The sequence below is a fragment of the Rhodococcus sp. Z13 genome, from assembly GCF_025837095.1.
Taxonomy (GTDB): Bacteria; Actinomycetota; Actinomycetes; order Mycobacteriales; family Mycobacteriaceae; genus Rhodococcus; species Rhodococcus sacchari.
On the sequence record NZ_CP107551.1, the window covers coordinates 3,762,263 to 3,780,499 of the forward strand.

General features: G+C 70.2%; 19 protein-coding genes. 3 read left to right on the top strand and 16 right to left on the bottom strand.

Going from position 1 to position 18,237, the window contains the following annotated elements:
* Positions 1-95 precede the first annotated feature (95 nt).
* Positions 96-1,130: a class II fructose-bisphosphate aldolase gene (gene fbaA / locus OED52_RS17250; RefSeq protein ID WP_264152064.1), complete on the bottom strand. Its 1,035-nt coding sequence runs from the start codon at positions 1,128-1,130 to the stop codon at positions 96-98.
* Between the two features lie 213 nt (positions 1,131-1,343).
* On the opposite strand from fbaA, the gene OED52_RS17255 reads away from it, so the two are divergent.
* A complete protein-coding gene (locus OED52_RS17255) occupies positions 1,344-2,024 on the top strand; it encodes a VTT domain-containing protein (RefSeq protein WP_264154744.1) in 681 nt (226 codons plus the stop codon).
* Between the two features lie 64 nt (positions 2,025-2,088).
* On the opposite strand, the gene OED52_RS17260 is transcribed toward OED52_RS17255, so the two are convergent.
* From OED52_RS17260 to OED52_RS17275, 4 genes are all read right to left on the bottom strand, one after another.
* The gene (locus OED52_RS17260) at positions 2,089-3,216 is read right to left on the bottom strand and encodes a glycoside hydrolase family 76 protein (RefSeq protein WP_264152065.1); all 1,128 of its coding nucleotides are present in this window, start codon (positions 3,214-3,216) and stop codon (positions 2,089-2,091) included.
* 77 nt (positions 3,217-3,293) lie between these two features.
* On the bottom strand, positions 3,294-3,980 hold the full coding sequence (locus tag OED52_RS17265) for a TrmH family RNA methyltransferase (RefSeq protein WP_264152066.1): 687 nt from the start codon (positions 3,978-3,980) through the stop codon (positions 3,294-3,296).
* Positions 3,981-3,982: 2 nt separating this feature from the next.
* Positions 3,983-4,576, bottom strand: a complete 594-nt coding sequence (locus OED52_RS17270) for a hypothetical protein (protein ID WP_264152067.1) — start codon at positions 4,574-4,576, stop codon at positions 3,983-3,985.
* 48 nt (positions 4,577-4,624) lie between these two features.
* Positions 4,625-5,404, bottom strand: a complete 780-nt coding sequence (locus OED52_RS17275; RefSeq protein WP_264152068.1) for an SDR family oxidoreductase — start codon at positions 5,402-5,404, stop codon at positions 4,625-4,627.
* A gap of 67 nt (positions 5,405-5,471) precedes the next feature.
* On the opposite strand from OED52_RS17275, the gene OED52_RS17280 reads away from it, so the two are divergent.
* Positions 5,472-5,912 carry a hypothetical protein gene (locus OED52_RS17280; protein ID WP_264152069.1) on the top strand — a complete coding sequence of 147 codons (441 nt, stop codon included), beginning with the start codon at positions 5,472-5,474 and terminating at the stop codon, positions 5,910-5,912.
* Here the strand turns inward: OED52_RS17280 and OED52_RS17285 are convergent.
* The 9 genes from OED52_RS17285 to clpB all read right to left on the bottom strand — a co-directional run bounded on the left by OED52_RS17285 (position 5,909) and on the right by clpB (position 15,466).
* The gene (locus tag OED52_RS17285) at positions 5,909-6,631 is read right to left on the bottom strand and encodes a lysoplasmalogenase (RefSeq protein WP_264152070.1); all 723 of its coding nucleotides are present in this window, start codon (positions 6,629-6,631) and stop codon (positions 5,909-5,911) included. The genes OED52_RS17280 and OED52_RS17285 overlap by 4 nt on opposite strands.
* A gap of 44 nt (positions 6,632-6,675) precedes the next feature.
* Complete coding sequence (gene galK / locus OED52_RS17290; RefSeq protein WP_264152071.1) at positions 6,676-7,797, bottom strand: galactokinase; 1,122 nt, start codon at positions 7,795-7,797, stop codon at positions 6,676-6,678.
* Complete coding sequence (gene galT / locus OED52_RS17295; RefSeq protein WP_264152072.1) at positions 7,794-8,909, bottom strand: galactose-1-phosphate uridylyltransferase; 1,116 nt, start codon at positions 8,907-8,909, stop codon at positions 7,794-7,796. The genes galK and galT overlap by 4 nt, the downstream gene beginning before the upstream one ends.
* 2 nt (positions 8,910-8,911) lie before the next feature.
* Complete coding sequence (gene pyrE, locus OED52_RS17300; protein WP_264152073.1) at positions 8,912-9,451, bottom strand: orotate phosphoribosyltransferase; 540 nt, start codon at positions 9,449-9,451, stop codon at positions 8,912-8,914.
* An 85-nt stretch (positions 9,452-9,536) separates the two neighbouring features.
* Positions 9,537-10,199: a LemA family protein gene (locus OED52_RS17305; protein ID WP_264152074.1), complete on the bottom strand. Its 663-nt coding sequence runs from the start codon at positions 10,197-10,199 to the stop codon at positions 9,537-9,539.
* Between the two features lie 154 nt (positions 10,200-10,353).
* A complete protein-coding gene (locus tag OED52_RS17310; protein WP_264152075.1) occupies positions 10,354-11,136 on the bottom strand; it encodes an SDR family NAD(P)-dependent oxidoreductase in 783 nt (260 codons plus the stop codon).
* A gap of 70 nt (positions 11,137-11,206) precedes the next feature.
* Positions 11,207-11,866, bottom strand: coding sequence for a type III secretion system chaperone family protein (locus OED52_RS17315; protein ID WP_264154745.1), 660 nt, complete (start codon positions 11,864-11,866; stop codon positions 11,207-11,209).
* A 29-nt stretch (positions 11,867-11,895) separates the two neighbouring features.
* Positions 11,896-12,846 (bottom strand): hypothetical protein, encoded by a 951-nt coding sequence (locus OED52_RS17320; RefSeq protein WP_264152076.1) that lies wholly within the window; start codon positions 12,844-12,846, stop codon positions 11,896-11,898.
* A 67-nt stretch (positions 12,847-12,913) separates the two neighbouring features.
* Positions 12,914-15,466, bottom strand: a complete 2,553-nt coding sequence (gene clpB, locus OED52_RS17325; RefSeq protein WP_264152077.1) for an ATP-dependent chaperone ClpB — start codon at positions 15,464-15,466, stop codon at positions 12,914-12,916.
* Between the two features lie 278 nt (positions 15,467-15,744).
* On the opposite strand from clpB, the gene OED52_RS17330 reads away from it, so the two are divergent.
* Positions 15,745-16,905 (top strand): FAD-binding oxidoreductase, encoded by a 1,161-nt coding sequence (locus OED52_RS17330; RefSeq protein WP_264152078.1) that lies wholly within the window; start codon positions 15,745-15,747, stop codon positions 16,903-16,905.
* A 21-nt stretch (positions 16,906-16,926) separates the two neighbouring features.
* Here OED52_RS17330 and OED52_RS17335 read toward each other — a convergent pair whose 3' ends face one another.
* Together OED52_RS17335 and OED52_RS17340 are read right to left on the bottom strand one after the other, a co-directional pair.
* Positions 16,927-17,490 carry a hypothetical protein gene (locus OED52_RS17335; protein WP_264152079.1) on the bottom strand — a complete coding sequence of 188 codons (564 nt, stop codon included), beginning with the start codon at positions 17,488-17,490 and terminating at the stop codon, positions 16,927-16,929.
* A gap of 46 nt (positions 17,491-17,536) precedes the next feature.
* Positions 17,537-17,986, bottom strand: a complete 450-nt coding sequence (locus tag OED52_RS17340; protein ID WP_264152080.1) for a hypothetical protein — start codon at positions 17,984-17,986, stop codon at positions 17,537-17,539.
* Between the last annotated feature and the right edge of the window lie 251 nt (positions 17,987-18,237).

Genomic DNA, 18,237 nt, shown 5'->3' on the forward strand with positions numbered 1-18,237 from the left:
GAACTGCACGGTCGACGGAACGACGAAGGGCGCCGGCACGAGGCCGGCGCCCTTCTGCGTGTCCGCGGACCGTGTCGATCAGGGGACCGTGTCGATCAGGCCGAGATCGAGCGACCCGCCGACTTGAGGTCGTTGCAGGCCTCGATGACGCGCTGCGTCATGGATGCCTCGGCCTTCTTGAGGTAGCTGCGGGGATCGTAGGTCTTCTTGTTGCCGACCTCACCGTCGACCTTGAGGACACCGTCGTAGTTGGTGAACATGTGCGCGGCGACCGGACGGGTGAACGCGTACTGGGTGTCGGTGTCGACGTTCATCTTCACGACGCCGTAGCTCAGGGCCTCGTCGATCTCGGACTTCAGCGAGCCCGAGCCACCATGGAACACGAGGTCGAACGGCTTCGAACCGGCCGGCAGACCCAGCTTCTTCGAGGCGACGGCCTGGCCCTCGGCCAACACCTCCGGCTTGAGCTTGACGTTGCCCGGCTTGTAGACACCGTGCACGTTGCCGAACGTCGCGGCGAGCAGGTACTTGCCCTTCTCACCGGCGCCGAGGGCGTCGACGGTCTTCTCGAAGTCCTCGACCGAGGTGTAGAGCTTCTCGTTGATGGCGTTCTCGACGCCGTCCTCTTCACCACCGACGACGCCGATCTCGACCTCGAGGATGATCTTGGCGTTCCTGGTCGCCTCGAGCAGCTCCTGGGCGATCTCCAGGTTCTCGTCGATGTGGATGGCCGAGCCGTCCCACATGTGCGACTGGAACAGCGGGTTGCGGCCGTTGTTCACGCGCTCCTGCGAGATGGCGATGAGCGGGCGGACGAAGCCGTCGAGCTTGTCCTTCGGGCAGTGGTCGGTGTGCAGGGCGATGGTCACGTCGTACTTCTCGGCGACGACGTGGGCGAACTCGGCGAGGGCGACAGCACCGGTCACCATGTCCTTCACGCCCAGGCCGGAACCGAACTCGGCACCACCGGTCGAGAACTGGATGATGCCGTCGCTACCGGCGTCCGCAAAACCCTTGATCGCGGCGTTGATGGTCTCGGACGACGTGCAGTTGATCGCAGGGAACGCGAAGGAGTGCTCCTTGGCGCGGGCCAGCATCTCGGCGTAGGCCTCGGGAGTCGCGATAGGCACAGCGGCTGTCCTCCAGTTGATTGTCGAGCAGCACCTCACCGCATCTGTGGTAGGTGCCAGGGTTGTCCTTGCAGTATGTCAAGCAACACGCGCGGATGACACTCGGATCGGTCGGGCGCCCGGCATCGTCGTTCGGGCCGGAACGGGACCGCCGGTACCCTGGGGTGCGTGACTTTGCTCCAAGCCTCGGAATCCGTGACCGATCTGGCTCTGATGCCGGGGTTCCTGGACCCCGTCAATCTTCTCAATTCGTTCGGCACCTGGATGCTCATCGGTCTGCTGCTCGTGGTGTTCATCGAGTCGGGCCTGCTGTTCCCGCTGCTCCCCGGTGATTCGCTGCTGTTCACCGCGGGTCTGATCGCCGCGTCGAAGTCCACCGAGGTCGAGCCGTTCGCGCCGTTGTGGGTGCTGATGGTGACGATCCCGATCGCCGCGGTGCTCGGCGACCAGGTGGGGTACTTCATCGGCGCCAAGGGCGGCACCCGCCTGTTCAAGGACGACGCGAAGCTGTTCAAGCAGTCGTACCTCGACGAGGCGCACCGCTTCTTCCTGCGGCACGGTCCCGCGATGATCTTCCTGGCACGTTTCGTGCCGATCGTGCGTACCTTCGCCCCGCTGGTCGCGGGTGCCGCGAAGATGCCCTACCGGGTGTTCATCGTCTACAACGTCCTCGGCGGCATCGTCTGGGGCGCGGGTGTGACGCTGCTCGGCTACCTGCTCGGGCAGATCACGTTCATCGCCGAGAACATCGACTACATCTTCCTGCTGATCGTGCTCGTCTCGGTCGTGCCGATCCTCAGCGAGATCGGCAAGCGGCTGCTGGCCTCGCGCCGCGGCAAGGCCGAGGCCGACGACGAGGCGACGAAGCCGATCACGCGCATCGAGGCGCCGTAGTCCTCGACGACGTCGAAGAAGGTGGGTCCCATCCCGGCTACCGGGATAGGACCCACCTTTTTCGTCAGCGCTGTTCCTCGCGCGCGGCGGCGACCGCGTAGGCGGCTTCCATGAGCATCCAGCCGCCGAGCTGCACCGACATGTCACGTTCGGGCACCGACGAGGCGCGCACCGTGCCGTCCGAGAACTTCGCCACCGACATCCCGAATCCCGGCAGTCGCGCCGGCTGCGACCAGTCGCGCCCGAAGACCGGCAGCTCCTCGACCTGCAGCCGGTTCTCCCAGGCCGCCTCGGCCGAGGCCAGCACGATCCGCGCGGCGACGTTGCGGGCGCGGACGTCGTCGCCGTCGAGGACGGGCAGCGCGGTGGCGACCATCGCGAGGTAGCGGGCGAGGATGCCGTTGAACAGGCCGCCGTCGCCGCCTCCCCCGCCGGTGACGACGCTGCACTCGGTGAGGTGCTCGTCGACCGCCGCGACCAGCGCGTGGACGCGTCGGCGGTGCCGCGGGTCGTCGAGTTGCAGGGCCAGCTCCGTCTCGAGACCGAGGGTCACGCCCTGGCAGTAGGAGTAGAGGGCACGTTCGGGTTCGCCGTCGCGGATGCCGTCGAAGATCAGGCCGGTCTCCGGGTCGAGCAGCGTGTCGTGGATCCAGTCGGCCATCTCCTGCGCCCGGTACACCTTGCCGGTGCGGGCCAGCAGCAGCCCGGCCGGGCCGTTGGCGGGGGTGTTGTAGAAGTTGTCGCGGCGCCGCCACGGGATGCCGCCGCCGCGGTCGGGCTGCCAGGCGTCGACGAGTTCACCGGCGAGGGTCGCGATGGCGTCGCGGTGGTCGACGTAGAGGTGGCGTTCGGCGCGTTCGAGGGCCAGGCCGAGCCAGGCCATGTCGTCGAAGTAGTCGTTGGTCCAGCCGGTGATGTTGCGCAGCCGGTGGGTGCGGGTCAGCCGCACCACGCGGCGTCGGCGGCGCAGGGTGGCGTCGCGTTCGGCGGCGTCGACGGCCGTGTCGATCAGGTGGGCCTGCCACCAGTAGTGCCACGTGAGGAACAGTCGCTCACGTCGGACGGCGGGCCAGCCGACCACGCCGAGTGCGGTGCCGGGCAGACCCCACAGGCGCCGCACGTGCCGCGACACCAGTGCTCCCTCGGAGGCATCGGCGCGTTCCGCCCACAGCCCCGACCGTGTCTCCATCATCCTTCTTCCACAGTGCCCGACCGATGCGGCCGCCGTAGGCGGTCCGTGATTCTTCATCCCGGAAGCCGGGGGCGGTGTTACCAGGCGTCGGCGAGATCGGCGTGCTGCCGGATCCACGCGTGCATCGCGATCCCCGCCGCGACGCCCGCATTGATGGAGCGGGTGGAGCCGAACTGTGCGATGGAGACGGTCATCGACGCGACGTTGCGGGCCTGCTCGGTGACGCCGGGGCCTTCCTGGCCGAACAGCAGCAGGCAGCGGCGCGGCAGGGTCGCCGTCTCGAGCCGCACCGAGCCGGGGGTGTTGTCGACGGCCACGATCGTCAGGTCCTGCTCGGCCGCCCACGCGATCAGCGCGTCGACGTCCGGGTGGTGCAGCAGGTGCTGGTAGCGGTCGGTGACCATCGCGCCGCGCCGGTTCCAGCGGCGGCGGCCGACGATGTGGACGGTGCCGACCGCGAAGGCGTTGGCGGTGCGCACGACGGTCCCGATGTTCGCGTCGTGGGCGAAGTTCTCGATGGCCACGTGCAGCGGGTGCCGGCGGCGGTCGATGTCCGCGACGATCGCTTCCCGGGTCCAGTAGCGGTAGGCGTCGACGACGTTGCGGCGGTCGCCGTGCGCGAGGAGTTCGGGGTCGTAGCGCGGGTCGGTGGGCGGCTCGGTGCCGTACTCCTCGATCCAGGGCCCGACACCGTAGGGGTGCTCGCCCCACTCGGTGGGACCCGCCGCGTCCTCGGCGGAGGGCAGGGGGTGCGTGTCGGTCACGATCAGAAGGTTTCGTTCGAGTCCGGCGCGACGCGGAAGCCGTGGCCGGTGATGTCGTTGACGCAGGTCACGTCGGCCTCGGTGGCCGAGCACGTGTAGCCGAGCCGGGACAGTTCCCCACCGGAGGGCAGCGCGGGGGCGACGCCGTCGGGCGACAGGTAGACCGGGCCGCCCGAGCACATGAACTCACCGGTGTCGGTGTCGCGGACGCGGATGCCCTGACCCCAGTTGACCATGCAGTCGTCCGGTCGTGCCGGGATCGGGTCGGTGGGCCCCTCGCAGCCGGCCTCGGTGCGCGTGGGCAACTGCACGATGCCGCACTGGAAGGTGCCGTCCGGGCTGGCGAAGTAGTACGACTCGTTGCGCTGGTATTCGACGTCGACGAGCGGCACCGGCTCCTCGGTGGTGGGTTCCGGCTCGGTGGTCGTCGGGACGGTCTCCGTGGTGGTCGGGGCGGCGGTCGTGGTCGGCGTCGCGCTCGTGGTGGTCGGGGCCGCGGCGGTGGTGGTCTCGACGCCGTCGGCCGATCCTCCGCAGCCCGACAGCACCAGAACGGCACCGGTAACGACAGCGATCGGCCACACCCGAGTTCTCACGCAACACCTCTCCCGACAACGTGCAGGTGTCACTCTATCGACACGAGGTCACCTGCTCGTCAGCAGCCGGTTGACCAGCCGGTTCGCCCGGTCCGGGGAGAACTGGGCGAGGGTGCTCAGCAGGGTCGCCTTCAGCCCGACGGGGTGGTGGACGCGGCCGGAACCGCGGCCCGGCCGGGTGACGTCGAAGACCTTGCGGGCGACGTCGTCGGCGGTGAGATTCACGCCGAGGGAGCGGCGGGAGCCGATGTCCATGTCGTCGATCATGTGGGTCGCGACGAACAGCGGCCACAGGTCCAGCACCCGGATGCCGTGGCGCGACCACTCGAGTTCGAGCGCCTCGGTCAGGCCGCGCACGGCGAACTTGGTGGCGCTGTAGGTGGCAAGTTCGGGCTGGCCGTAGATCGCCGACGCCGAGCACAGGTTGACCAGCTGGGCGCCGGGGGTGTCGCGCAGATAGGGGAAGGCCGTGTGGCAGCCGAGGAGCACGCCGGTGACATTGACGTCGACGAGCGCGCGGTGCCGCTCGGCCGGGATGTCCTCGAACGGCCCGGACGAGAGCAGCCCGGCGTTGTTGACGAGGATGTCGAGCCGGCCGTCGCTGCAGAAAGCGCCGAGCACACGTGTCCACGCGTCGGCATCGGTGACGTCGAGGACGTCGGTGACGACCTCGCCGGTGAGGGATGCGGCTTCCTCGGCGAGGCTCGCCAGGCCTTCCCGGTCGACGTCGACGGCGCCCACACGGTAGCCGTGACGGGCGAAGAGCAACACTGTGGCCCGGCCGATTCCGGCCGCGGCTCCGGTGACGAACACGCTGGGGGCGGACATGGCCTCACCCTAACGGCGTCCGGGCGACTGCGGGAGGAGTCGGGGATAGGCTGGAACCGGAGGAGCAGTGCATCGTCGTATCGTCGCCACCGTCGCGTTCGTCACCGTGGGATATCTCGTCGTCCTCGCGTTGTGGCGCGGGTTGTTCCTGCCGAATTCCGAGCCGGGGACCGAGGGTTTCCAGGTGGTCTTCCTCGTCTCCCTCTACGGCATGGTGCTCGGCCTGTCGATGGCGTTCGCCGGTCGCCCGTCGGGGGCGGTGCGCCGGATCGAACGGGAGGGCTACGAGGGCTGGGCCACGATCCGGTCCGCGACACCCCTGGACACGACGGCGACCGGGCAGCTCACGCGGCTCGATCTGGAGCTGACCGTGCCGGGTTCGGATCCCTACCGCGGCACGGTCGTCTACGAGGTGGATCGCCGCGATCTGCACCGGTACGTGGCCGGGGAGGTCGTCAGTGTGTGGGTGGATCCGCTCGACCGCGACCGGATCCTGCTGTACCCCTAGGAGTCCCGCCGGGTGAGGGCGAGCAGACCCTCGACGAGCAGCAGCTGCGCGAGTACGTAGGTGACCAGCACGAAGCCCTCGGCTGCGGCGCGGGTCCGTTCGTTCTTCAGCAGGGTGCGGCGCACCACGATGGACCCGTCGGAGACGGTGAAGATCAGCCCGCCGAGGCCGAGCCAGCTGCGCCGGTCGCGGCCGGGCACGGGCAGTCCGCCGCGCACCGGTGCGCCCGGCGCGAGCCCCGGGTCGCCGGCAAGGGTCGCGGTGGTGGCGAGGAGCGCGCCGTAACCGGTCAGGGGGGTGGCGACGGAGCGGTTGCGGGCGGTGAGCAGACCCGCCGCACCGGCGAGCGTCCCGATGCGCTGGAGAGCGACGGGCGTGGAGATCCGGGCGCCGCAGCGGGCGAGGATCGTCGAGTAGGCGGTCTGCATGACACCGAAACAGGCTGCGCCGCCGATGATCCGACGGTCCTCGTCGGAGCGGATCATGGCGACGTCGCCGAGGGTCGCGGCGGTGAGACCGGTGAGCAGCAGCGCGGTGTCGACGCGATCGGTGTCGCGGGAGCGCCGCAGGACCCGCACCGCGAGGGCGGGCCCGATGAGCGGCTTGGCGATCTTCTGCAGCGTCTCGTTGCCGGTGACACCACCGGCGACGGTGACGGCCGAGGCCGCGGCGAGGACGGCGTGTTCGGCACCCCAGGGCTTACGACTGAACCAGCGCATGCGCGCACGCTACCGCCTGACCGGGCCGACAGGTGCGAAGTCGTTCAGCAGCGGCGGGCACCGCCGGACGCGGTGGCGCGCAGGAAGGTCGGGGCCGGCAGGTCGCGTCGCGCCGCGGCGGCGGTGACCGCCCGTTCGATGTCCGCGACCCGCTGCGTCTCGCACAGCGCGATCGCCGAGCCGCCGAATCCCCCGCCGACCATACGGGCCCCGAGCGCCCCCGCGGCGACGGCGGCGTCGACGGCGGTGTCGAGTTCGAGGCAGCTGACCTCGAAGTCGTCGCGCAGCGAGCGGTGCGAGGCGTCGAGCAGCGGCCCGAGTTCCCGGAGGTGACCGTCGCGCAGGAGCCGCGCGGCGTCCTGCACGCGGGCGATCTCGGTGGTCACGTGCCGGGCGCGGCGGTGCAGCACCGGGTCGGCGAGCGGATCCGGTGAGGGGGCGTCGCGCAGGGTGGTGACGCCGAGCAGCCGGGTGGCCTCCTCGACCTCGCGGCGCCGCTGCCCGTACTGCCCGTCGACGAGGCGGTGCCCGGTGCCGGTGTCGACGACCAGCACCGTCAGTCCTTGGGTCGTGGCGTCGAAGGGGATGTGCTCGGCGCCGCCGTCGGCGAAGTCGAGGAGCAGGGCGTGGCCGGGGCGGGCGTGCAGGGCGGTGCGCTGGTCGAGTCCGCCGGTGGGGGCGCCGGCGTAGTCGTTCTCGGCGCGGACGCAGGCGGCGGCGAGACGGTCGCGTCCCGCGGTGTCGGTCGGCAGCCCGCACAGCTCCGCGAGCGCGAGCGCCACCGACGTCTCGAGCGCCGCCGACGACGACAGCCCCGCCCCGACCGGCACATCGGAGGCGACAGCGATGTCCGCGCCGGTGAAGCCCGGCGGATCGAGGGACCAGACGACCCCGGCGACGTAGGCGGCCCAGCCGTCGGCGCGACGGTCGGCGAGGTCGAGGTCGACGGGGTCGAATCCGCTGCTGCGCAGGCACAGTCGGTTGTCGGTGCGCCGTCGTACCGCGACGGCGGTGACCTGCGGCAGTGCGATGGGCAGGCACAGCCCGCCCGCGTAGTCGACGTGCTCGCCGATGAGATTGACCCGACCCGGTGCGCACCAGCAGCCCTCGGGGTCCGTCCCGAACTGCGCGGTGAACAGGGCTCGGGCCTGCTCGCAGACCGTCACGGCGCGACCTCCCGCAGTCGGGCGGCGATGCGTTCGGGGGTGGTGTCGCTGATCCAGGCGCCCATCGCGGACTCCGATCCGGCCAGGTACTTGAGCTTGTCGGGGGCGCGGCGCAGCGAGAAGAGTTGGCAGAACAACCGTCCCGATTCCCGGTCCTCCCCGACCGGCGCCTGGTGCCAGGCCGCAATGTAGGGGGCGCGGTCGACGCCGGGGAAGAACCGGTCGACCCGGCCGAGCAGGTCGCGGTAGGCGACGGCGAGCTCGTCGCGCTCGGGATCGTCGAGGGCGGCGAGATCGGGTACGTCGCGGTGCGGGGCGAGATGGATCTCGAGGGGCCAGCGCGCTGCGGCGGGGACGTAGCCGGACCAGTGCTCGCCGGACCACACGACCCGGGTGCCGGCGCGCAGTTCGGCGTCGAGGACGTCGCGCTGCAGCGACCGCCCGGTGCGGGCGCGGTGCTCGCGGGCCCGGTCGAGCAGGGTCCGCGAGCGCGGCGGCACGAACGGATAAGCGTAGATCTGCCCGTGCGGATGCTGCAGTGTCACACCGATCTCCACGCCGCGGTTCTCGAAGCAGAACACCTGCCGCACGCCGGGCAGGGCCGACAGCGCGGCGGTGCGGGCGGCGAGGGCATCGACGACGGTGCGCGCCCGCGTGAGCGGGAGGTCGGCGAACCGCGCGCCGTGGTCGGGGGTGAAGGCGACGACCTCGCAGCGACCCGTCGCCGGGCGTCGCGGCCACAGCGGCTCGTCGTCCACGAGGTCGGAGGTGCCGGAGGGGGCACCGAGCGACGGGAAGCGGTTCTCGAACACCGCGACGTCGTAGTCGCCGGCCGGGATCTCGGTGGCCGACGTCGCGGTGCTCGGGCACAGCGGACAGTCTGCGGCCGCGGGCAGGAAGGTGCGGTCCATACGGTGCGCTGCGAAGGTCACCCACTCCCCCGTCAGCGGGTCGCGGCGTATCTCGGACGCCGCCGCGACCGGTGGCAGGTCGCGCCGGTCGTGGACCTCGCGGGTCGCGGCACCGGAGACGAACGGCTCGGTGTCGTCGAAGTAGATCAGCTCCCGACCGTCGGCGAGGTGCGTGACGGTCTGCCGGACCCGCGTCGTCACGCCTACTGTTCGGCGAGACCCAGATCGGCGAGGCCGAGCAGGGAACGGTATTCGAGGCCCTCGGCGGCGATGACCTCGTCGGCGCCCGTGGCGCGGTCGACGACGGTCGCGACACCCACGACGATCGCACCGGCCTCGCGCAGCGCCTTGACGGCGGTGAGCGGCGAGTTGCCGGTGGTGGTGGTGTCCTCGACGACGAGGACGCGCTTGCCGGTCACGTCCGGGCCCTCGATCTGACGCTGCATGCCGTGGGCCTTGGCGGCCTTGCGGACGACGAACGCGTCGATCGGGCGGCCGGGGGCGTGCATGACGGCCAGGGCGACTGGGTCGGCACCCATGGTCAGGCCGCCGACGGCGTCGAACTCCCAGTCGGAGACCAGTTCGCGCAGCAGCTTGCCGATGAGCGGACCGGCCTTGTGGTGGAGGGTCGCGCGGCGCAGGTCGACGTAGTAGTCGGCCTCCTTGCCGGAGGACAGGGTCACGCGGCCGTGCACCACCGCCAGCTCGCGTACCAGTGCTGCCAGTTCGTCGCGGTCACTCATTGCGTCCTCACCCGTCGTCGTGTCGCGACACCGTCCCGGTCGCGTCCTTCGTCGGGGAAAGAGCCTAGTCGTTCGGGTGCGACGATCAGGCAGCGACGGTGTCGGCGCCACCGTCCGCGGTGATCTCACCGGTGGCGGCAGTGGTCTCGGCGCCGGTGGCGGCCGTGGTCTCGGCACCGGTAGGGGCAGTGGCGCGGACGTCGGTGCGCTCGGCGACGGCGACCGGCGCCGGGGCCTCGAACAGCGCGACCGGGCCGATCCCGGCGACCTTCGCGAACAGCGACGTCGGGAATCGCGCGACGGACTCGTTGAGGGTGCGCCCGAGGTCGTTGTGGACGCGGACGGCCCCGCCGATACGACGCTCGCGGGACTGCAGTTCGCGGGCGACGCGGATGAACGGCCAGTGGTTCACGCCCTCGAGACCGCCGATGAGGTCGTGCAGCATCGCCGACAGTGCGTTCTCGGCGCCGGCGCGTTCGGCGAGACCGAGACGTCGGTCGCGGACACCGATGGCCAGCGAACGCGCGCCGACGACCGGGCGGATGCGTTCGCGTTCCACGCCGGCGCCGGCGGAGGCGGCGATGAGTGCCGGGACGAGGTCGTACCGGTCGTCGAGTTCGTGGAGCAGCAGGCGCAGACTCTCGCGGTGGCGCTCCTGCAGGGTCCGCATACGGCGCACGCCGACCCGGATCCACAGCACCACAGCAACCACCACAGTCACACACAGCACCACAGCCACAGAAGTCACGGGCAGGAATCTACCGAGCGGGTGTGGCGCATCGAACGTTGCCTCCGGCGTGTCCCGCAGGGTGTGTCCGTACCGTGATCTGGAAACGGATGACGCCGGTTTCCGTTGCGGCGCCGGAACACTCCCCGGCACGTCCGGCGCACAGCGCCCTGCGCTACGTACGTCCGCGACCGTTCCCGAAGGTGTTGGTCAGCTTGCGTACGAGGGTCTGCGGCACCAGTCGGCCCGCGGTGGTGAGCACCTTGTACTGCAGGCCCGGGATACAGCGGACCTTGCCCTTCTCCAGATCGGCGAGGGAGGTGCGCACCACCTGATCCACGTCGAGCCACATCAGGTTCGAGGTGTTCGACATGTCGATGCCCGCCCGCTTGTGGAACTCGGTGCGGACGAAGCCCGGGCACAGCGCCTGCATGCGCACCCCGGTCCCGGCGAGCCCGCCGGCGAGACCTTCGGTGAAGGACACGACGTAGGCCTTGCTGCCGGAATAGGTCGACCCGCGGCCGGGCAGCAGTCCGGCGACGCTCGCGACGTTGACGATGTCGCCGCGGCCCGCCTCGATCATCGACGGAAGGGCGGCGCGGGTGAGCCGGACGACGGCCGTGACGTTGACGTCGAGCTGGGCCTGCAGCAGTTCGGGGTCGGCGGTCCAGAACTCACCGCTGGTGCCGAAGCCGGCGTTGTTGATCAGCACGTCGACGCCCTGCTCGAGCCGCCGGGCCACCTCGGCGCGACCGTCTGCGGTGGCGAGGTCGGCGGCGAGGATCTCCGAGGACGTGCCGAACCGCTGCTTCAGCTCGGCGGCGAGTTCGTCGAGGGCGGCGCGGTTGCGGGCGACGAGCACGAGGTCGTGGCCACGACTCGCGAGGGTGCGGGCGAAGCCGTCACCGATTCCCGAGGTGGGGCCGGTCACGAGGGCGACGGGACGTCCTGAGGTCATGGCGTCACCCTAGTGCCGCACCACCCCCGTAGCCAGGGTCTTCTCGGTGCCGGCGTTCAGCGCCGGGCTGTCAGTGCTGGGCGGAGGGGCGGCCCGGGTCCTGGGCGGCGCGATCGAGCTCGTCGGGTTCGACGACCGGCGGCAGCACGTGCAGGATGCCCGACAGCCGAGCGACCGTCTCGATCGCCGAGTCCCACTCGCGGCCGGTGCTGCCGACGGGGATGGAGCCGAGGGTCCACTCCCCTTCGCTCCACAGCATCTGCACGTGGTCGGGGATGGACTGGGTGAACGCAACCATCCGCTGGTCGCACACGCGCCGCGCGATCTCGAGGTCGGTGGCGAAGACGATGCGGGGGCCGATGGAACCGAGCAGGTTCATGTCGGCGTCCTTCGGCGGCGGCGTCGACTTCAGCCGCAGGTCGATGTCGACGTCCGAGCCGACCTGGCGTCGCACGGCGACGATCGTGGCGGTCTCCTCGATGTCGAAGAGAACGAACTCCTCGCCGCGGCGGACGCCCCTCACGATGTCGATGGCACCGAGATATTCCTGCTTGGCGAGGGCCGCGCGGTGCCAGTGGGACGGCAGGTGGTCGTCGGCGGCGGTGTACTGGTAACCCTGCGCCTTCGCCCAGATCTCCCGTACGCGACCCGACTGTTCCCGCCGCGTACGGTCGACGTAGAGCAGGGCGAGCGCGCCGAGGAGCGCGATCGCCGCCAGAGCGAACCACATGAGCGTCATCGTTCAGTCAGCCTAGCGGGTCAACGTCCCGGACCGCCGAAGGACGGGATCGACGCGCTGATGACGGTGTCGGCGGTCATCCGGCCGCCTTCGACCGCGCTGCCCGTCGCCACGGCGGTCGCCCCCACCCGGAGGCTGTCGGGGGTGTCGCCGGTGAGCGTGATGATGGCCGTCTCGGGGGTCAACAGCACCGTGACAGTGGTGCCGCCGACGACCTCGAGGGTGATGCTCGTGCCGTCGTTGGCGGTGATGGTGCCGACGACCGCTCCGGCGTCCTCCATGATCTCGCCGATCCCGCCGGGGAGCCGGTCGAGGGGCAGTTCCTCCGACGGTGAGGGCGGCGGGGACGGGCGGGTCTCGGCCGGTGGTGCCGGCACGAGGGTGGCGGTGTTCGGGCCGGACGCCGACCGGCCGGGTGTCTCCTCGGTGCGGCTGAGCAGGTAGCCGACGGTGCCGCCGAGCGCGATGAGCACGACGGCGGCGAGGGCGATCAGCCCCCAGCGCGGGCCGCGCGGGGACTTCCCGGGTTCGGGGTTCGGGGTCGATCCAGGCGGGGTCGATCCGGGCGGGGTCGATCCGGGCGGGGGTGTGCCGGCGGGCGGGTAGCCCTGCACCGGATAGCCCTGGGTGGGATACGCCTGGGTGGGATACGCCTGGGTGGGATACGCCTGGGTGGGATACGCCTGGGTCGGCTGGTATCCCGCCGGCGGCGGATAGGCCTGGGTGGGGCGGTACTCCTCGTCGGGACGGCCCATCGGCTGGTACTGCGTGGGCTGGTACTGCGTGTACGGCAGGGTGGGGTTGGTCACCGGACGCCCGTACGCCACGGTGGGGTCGTCGGTGTGCAGCACACGGGTGGCGTCGGCGTCCCCGATCGCCTGCGTGCGTGCCTCCGGCTCGTCGAGTGCGTAGGCCCGTTCCTGCGGCGTGCGCGGATCCCGCGGGTCCGTCGGGTCCTGAGGATTCGTCATGGCCCTTCCCAGAGTAGGCGTGTGCGGTCCCGGTGGCGGGTGCCACCGGGACCGCACACGGGTGACATCAGGCGCCGAGCACGAGGTGGTCGCCGTCCTCGCTCACGCCCACGTGGACGGTGTCGCCGTCCTTGATCTCGCCGGCCAGCAGCTTCTTGGCGAGCTGGTCGCCGACCGCCTGCTGGATGAGGCGACGCAGTGGACGTGCACCGTACTGCGGGTCGTAGCCCCGCACCGCGAGCCAGAACCGGGCGCTGTCCGAGACGTCCATCGTCAGGCGCCGGGCCGACATGCGCTCGGCGAACTGGTCGAGCTGGATGTCGACGATCTGCTCGAGCTGCTCCTCCGAGAGCGGGTCGAAGATCACGACGTCGTCGAGCCGGTTGATGAACTCCGGCTTGAACGCCGCCCGCACCGCCGCCATCACGTGTTCCTTGTCGCCCCCTGCACCGAGGTTCGACGTGAGGATCAGGATGGTGTTGCGGAAGTCGACCGTGCGTCCCTGGCCGTCGGTGAGGCGACCGTCGTCGAGCACCTGCAGCAGCGTGTCGAAGACGTCCGGGTGGGCCTTCTCGACCTCGTCGAACAGCACCACCGTGTAGGGGCGGCGCCGCACGGCCTCGGTCAGCTGGCCACCGGCCTCGTAGCCGACGTAGCCCGGAGGGGCACCGACGAGACGGGCCACCGAGTGCTTCTCGCTGTATTCGGACATGTCGATCCGCACCATGGCGCGCTCGTCGTCGAACAGGAAGTCCGCGAGTGCCTTCGCGAGCTCGGTCTTGCCGACACCCGTGGGGCCGAGGAACAGGAACGAACCCGTGGGCCGGTTGGGGTCGGCGACCCCGGCACGGGCGCGGCGCACCGCGTCCGAGACGGCCTGCACGGCGGCGTCCTGGCCGACGACCCGCTTGCGCAGCTCGTCCTCCATCCGCAACAGCTTGGCGGTCTCGCCCTCGAGCATGCGGCCGGCGGGGATGCCGGTCCACGCCGAGACGACGTCGGCGACGTCGTCCGGGCCGACCTCCTCCTTGAGCATCACGTCGTCGCGGGAGGCACCCGACGCGGCCTGGGCCGCCTCGAGCTTCTTCTCCAGCTCGGGGATGCGGCCGTAGCGCAGCTCGGCAACCTTGCCGAGGTCACCGTCGCGTTCGGCGCGTTCCTCCTCGCCGCGCAGGGCCTCGAGCTGTTCCTTGATCTCCCGCACCGAGTCGATCGCGGCCTTCTCGTTCTGCCAGCGGGTGGTGAGCTGGTTGAGCTTCTCCCGCTCGTCGGCGAGTTCGGCGCGCAGCTTCTCGAGGCGTTCTTTCGAGGCCTCGTCGCTCTCCTTCTGCAGCGCCATCTCCTCGATCTCGAGGCGGCGGACGATGCGTTCGACGGTGTCGATCTCCTCGGGACGCGAGTCGATCTCCATGCGCAGCCGCGACGCCGCCTCGTCGACGAGGTCGATGGCCTTGTCGGGCAGGAACCGCGAGGTGATGTACCGGTCGGACAGTGTCGCCGCCGCGACCAGCGCGGAGTCGGTGATGCGCACGCCGTGGTGCACCTCGTAGCGCTCCTTGAGGCCGCGGAGGATGCCGACGGTGTCCTCGACGCTCGGTTCACCGACGAGAACCTGCTGGAAGCGACGTTCGAGCGCCGCGTCCTTCTCGATGTACTTGCGGTACTCGTCGAGGGTGGTGGCACCCACGAGCCGCAGCTCACCGCGGGCGAGCATCGGCTTGATCATGTTGCCGGCGTCCATCGCGGACTCGCCGGTCGCGCCGGCACCGACGATGGTGTGCAGCTCGTCGATGAAGGTGATGATCTGCCCGGCCGATTCCTTGATCTCGTCGAGCACGGCCTTGAGGCGTTCCTCGAACTCGCCGCGGTACTTCGCGCCCGCGACCATCGAGCCGAGGTCGAGCGAGATGACGGTCTTGCCGCGCAGCGACTCGGGGACGTCGCCGGCGACGATGCGCTGGGCTAGCCCCTCGACGATGGCGGTCTTGCCGACGCCCGGTTCGCCGATGAGCACCGGGTTGTTCTTGGTGCGCCGGGAGAGCACCTGCACGACGCGGCGGATCTCGTTGTCGCGTCCGATGACCGGGTCGAGCTTGCCTTCGCGGGCCCGGGCGGTCAGGTCGGTCGAGTACTTCTCGAGGGCCTGGTAGGTGGCCTCCGGGTCGGCGTTGGTCACCCGCCGGTTGCCGCGCACGGTCGTGAACGCCTCGCGCAGGGCGTCGGGCGTCGCGCCGTGGCCGACGAGCAGCTTGGCGACGTCGGAGTCGCCGCTGGCCAGGCCCACGAGCACGTGCTCGGTGGAGACGTATTCGTCGGTGAGCTCGGTGGCGAGCTTCTGTGCCGCGCTCATGGCCGCGATCGCCTCGCGGCCGAGCTGCGGGGTGGTGGTCGCGCCGCTGGTCTGCGGCAGCCGCCGGACGAGGTCCTCGGCTTCCCGCCGGACCGTGGCGGGGTCGACGCCCACCGCTTCGAGCAGCGGGCCTGCGATGCCGTCCGTCTGGTCGAGCAGCGCCACGAGCAGGTGAGCCGGACGGATCTCCGGGTTACCCGCAGTGGACGCCGCCTGAAGTGCGGCGGTCAGTGCGGCTTGGGTCTTGGTCGTCGGATTGAACGAGTCCACTGCGCGCCCCTTTCCTTCTCGAGTGCACCCGACGCGCGGTTGAGTGCATCCGTGTCAATTCTGCAATCGATTCTGCGCCTCGGACGGGATATCCGCGGCTGTCGAACTCTCCAACGCATCGTAAGTTGAGTTTGTTCCACTCAACTTTCTTCAGCGTGGTGACGTGCGTCACTTTTTGTTGTGATCGGTGACGCGAGCGGTCGGTTTGTGGCTCTCCGGCCTGTGAACGGCTACAGTGGCGGCGTTCGCGCAGATCGATCAGGGTGCAGGAGGATGGCGTGGAGGCTTTCGCCATCGCCCGCGTGCAACTGAGCTACGCATCGATCATCGCCACCCCCGCCGGCGCCGAGCGGTTCGCCACCGCCTTCTACACCGCCCTGTGGAGCGAGGCGACCGGAATCCGCGACCTGTTCCCCGCCGGCATGGTGTCGATGCGGCAGCGCTTCGCGACCGCCATCGGCTGGGTGATCAACCGCCTCCACGAACCCGCCCCCGTCGAACGGTTCCTCGGCCAGCTCGCCCGCGATCACCGCAAGTACGGGGTCGAGCCCGTGCACTACCGGATCGCCGGCAACGCGCTGCTGGTCGCGATCCGCGAGTGCACCCCGCCGATCCTGTGGACGGCGGCACTCGAACGCACCTGGGCCGAGGTGCTCGATCGGGTCGTCGAGACGATGGCATCCGCCGCGGCCACCGACGACCTGCCCGCCTCCTGGGGCGCCACCGTCGTCGGGCACGAACGCGTCCTGCCCGATCTGGCGATCATCCGGCTCGAGACCGACAGCCCCATCCCGTACCACGCGGGCCAGTACATGAGCGTGCAGATCCCGCAGCGCCCGCACATGTGGCGCTACCTGTCCGCCGCGATTCCGCCGAATCCCCAGGGGCAGATCGAATTCCACGTGCGCCGTGTCTCGACGGGCTGGGTGAGCCCCGCCCTCGTGGGCGAGGTGGCCGTCGGCGACCGGTGGACGATCGGCCCGCCGCTCGGTGGCCTGCACGTCGACTTCGACAGCGGCGAGGACGTTCTCATGCTCGCCTCCGGCACCGGCCTCGCGCCGCTGCGCGCCCAGATCATGGAGATGGCCATGCGCGGCAACAATCCGCGCGTGCACCTGTTCTACGGCGGCAAATACCCGTGCGACCTCTACGACCTCGAGACGCTGTGGCAGATCGCGATGACCAATCCGTGGCTGACGGTCGTGCCCGTGGTCGAGGAGAAGGAGAACCCCTACTGGAATCCGGTTCCCGTGAAGGAACCGCCGCCGGGGCTGCACCGCACGATGTACGGCAAGCTCGGCAAGGTCGCCGCGCAGTTCGGTTCGTGGGCCGACCGCCAGGTCCAGATCTCCGGGTCGCCGTCGATGATCCGCACGACGCTGTACGCATTGTCCGCCGCGGGCACGCCGCGCGGGAACATCAGCTTCGACCCGCTCTGATCCAGCCCTACAGACCTGCCCCTACAGACCCCGAGCCGTCACGGCACGTGCGAAAGCCGGGTGCGCATTGGAGATCACCAGCTCCGAACCGTCCTCGGAGACAGCGACTCCCAGCGCCGCCCGTCGCGGTTCGACGATCCGCACCGCCAGATAGATCGGCAGGAACGACAGGCCGAACACGCCCAGCAGCACCAGACCGTAGATCATGGGCGCACCCCGCAGGAGCGCGATCACCAGCGCGACGAAGACGACGCCGAGCACGGTGCACGTCGCGGCGGCCGCCAGCTGCCAGCGGGTGCGGACCGACACGCAGCGGGCGCATTCGGGCCAATCGATCGCCGCGACCTGCACGGCGTAGGCGGCCGCGAGCGCCGAACCGAACCGGCGCGACCTCCCTCGCGGCGCCTCCGCGGTCGAGACCGTGACACGGGCACGCCCGGTCTCGGGTTCTCCGTGACGGGGGCAGATCGGGGGAATCGGTTCCACGAGCCTCACGGCGCTGTCGCCGGCCGAAGCCACGGCCCCCACGCCCGGCTGCTCGATACCCAGCCGCACCTCGGTCCGTTCCGACTCCCCAACATCCATGGGTGGGAGTATGTCAGTTCACCCCGGCAGGCAAAACCGACAGCCCCTATCGGCCGTGTCGCCTCTCCACCTCGGCCACGAAATTCGGGTGGGCGTAGGCGACGACGAGCGCCGACCCGTCGATCGGAGCCTCGAAACCCCACCAGCCCTGCCGCATCTGACGCACCAGCACCGTCGGCGCCGGAACGAGGAAGGTCCCGAACACGAACAGCGACCACAGAGCCATGTGTTCGCGGGCCATCCCTGTGACCGCCATCTGCACCGCGACGAGCAGGCAGACCAGTCCCCCCAGCAGGAACAGCTTCATCGCCCATCGTGTCAGCCGATCGACCCGGACGCACCGCGCACACATCGGGACGTCGAACGAGATCACGTGTCGTTTCTGCCGCATACGCGCACGCCAGGTGCTGGCCTTCGCCGCGGCCTCGGTACCGATGATGCGAATCTGTGCGCGGCTGTGCCGGATCTTGCGGTGCGTGGTTACCCACGTGTGCACGCGCTCGATCTCCGGTGTCCCGTGCACGGGACACACGGGTGGCAACTCGTTCTTCACCGTCAGCTGGAACGGCAGACCTCCGAGTCGTGTCGGTATCGCATCGTCGCGCTCCTTCGTCTCGAAACGAACATGCGCAAGACCATTTTTCGTGTTCCCCCCACTTGTCACAGCGTGCACTGTAGCGGGCCGTCGCGAACGCCGCTGAGATGGCCTACACTCTCGTCCGATCACGACTGGGGGGATGTCTTGAC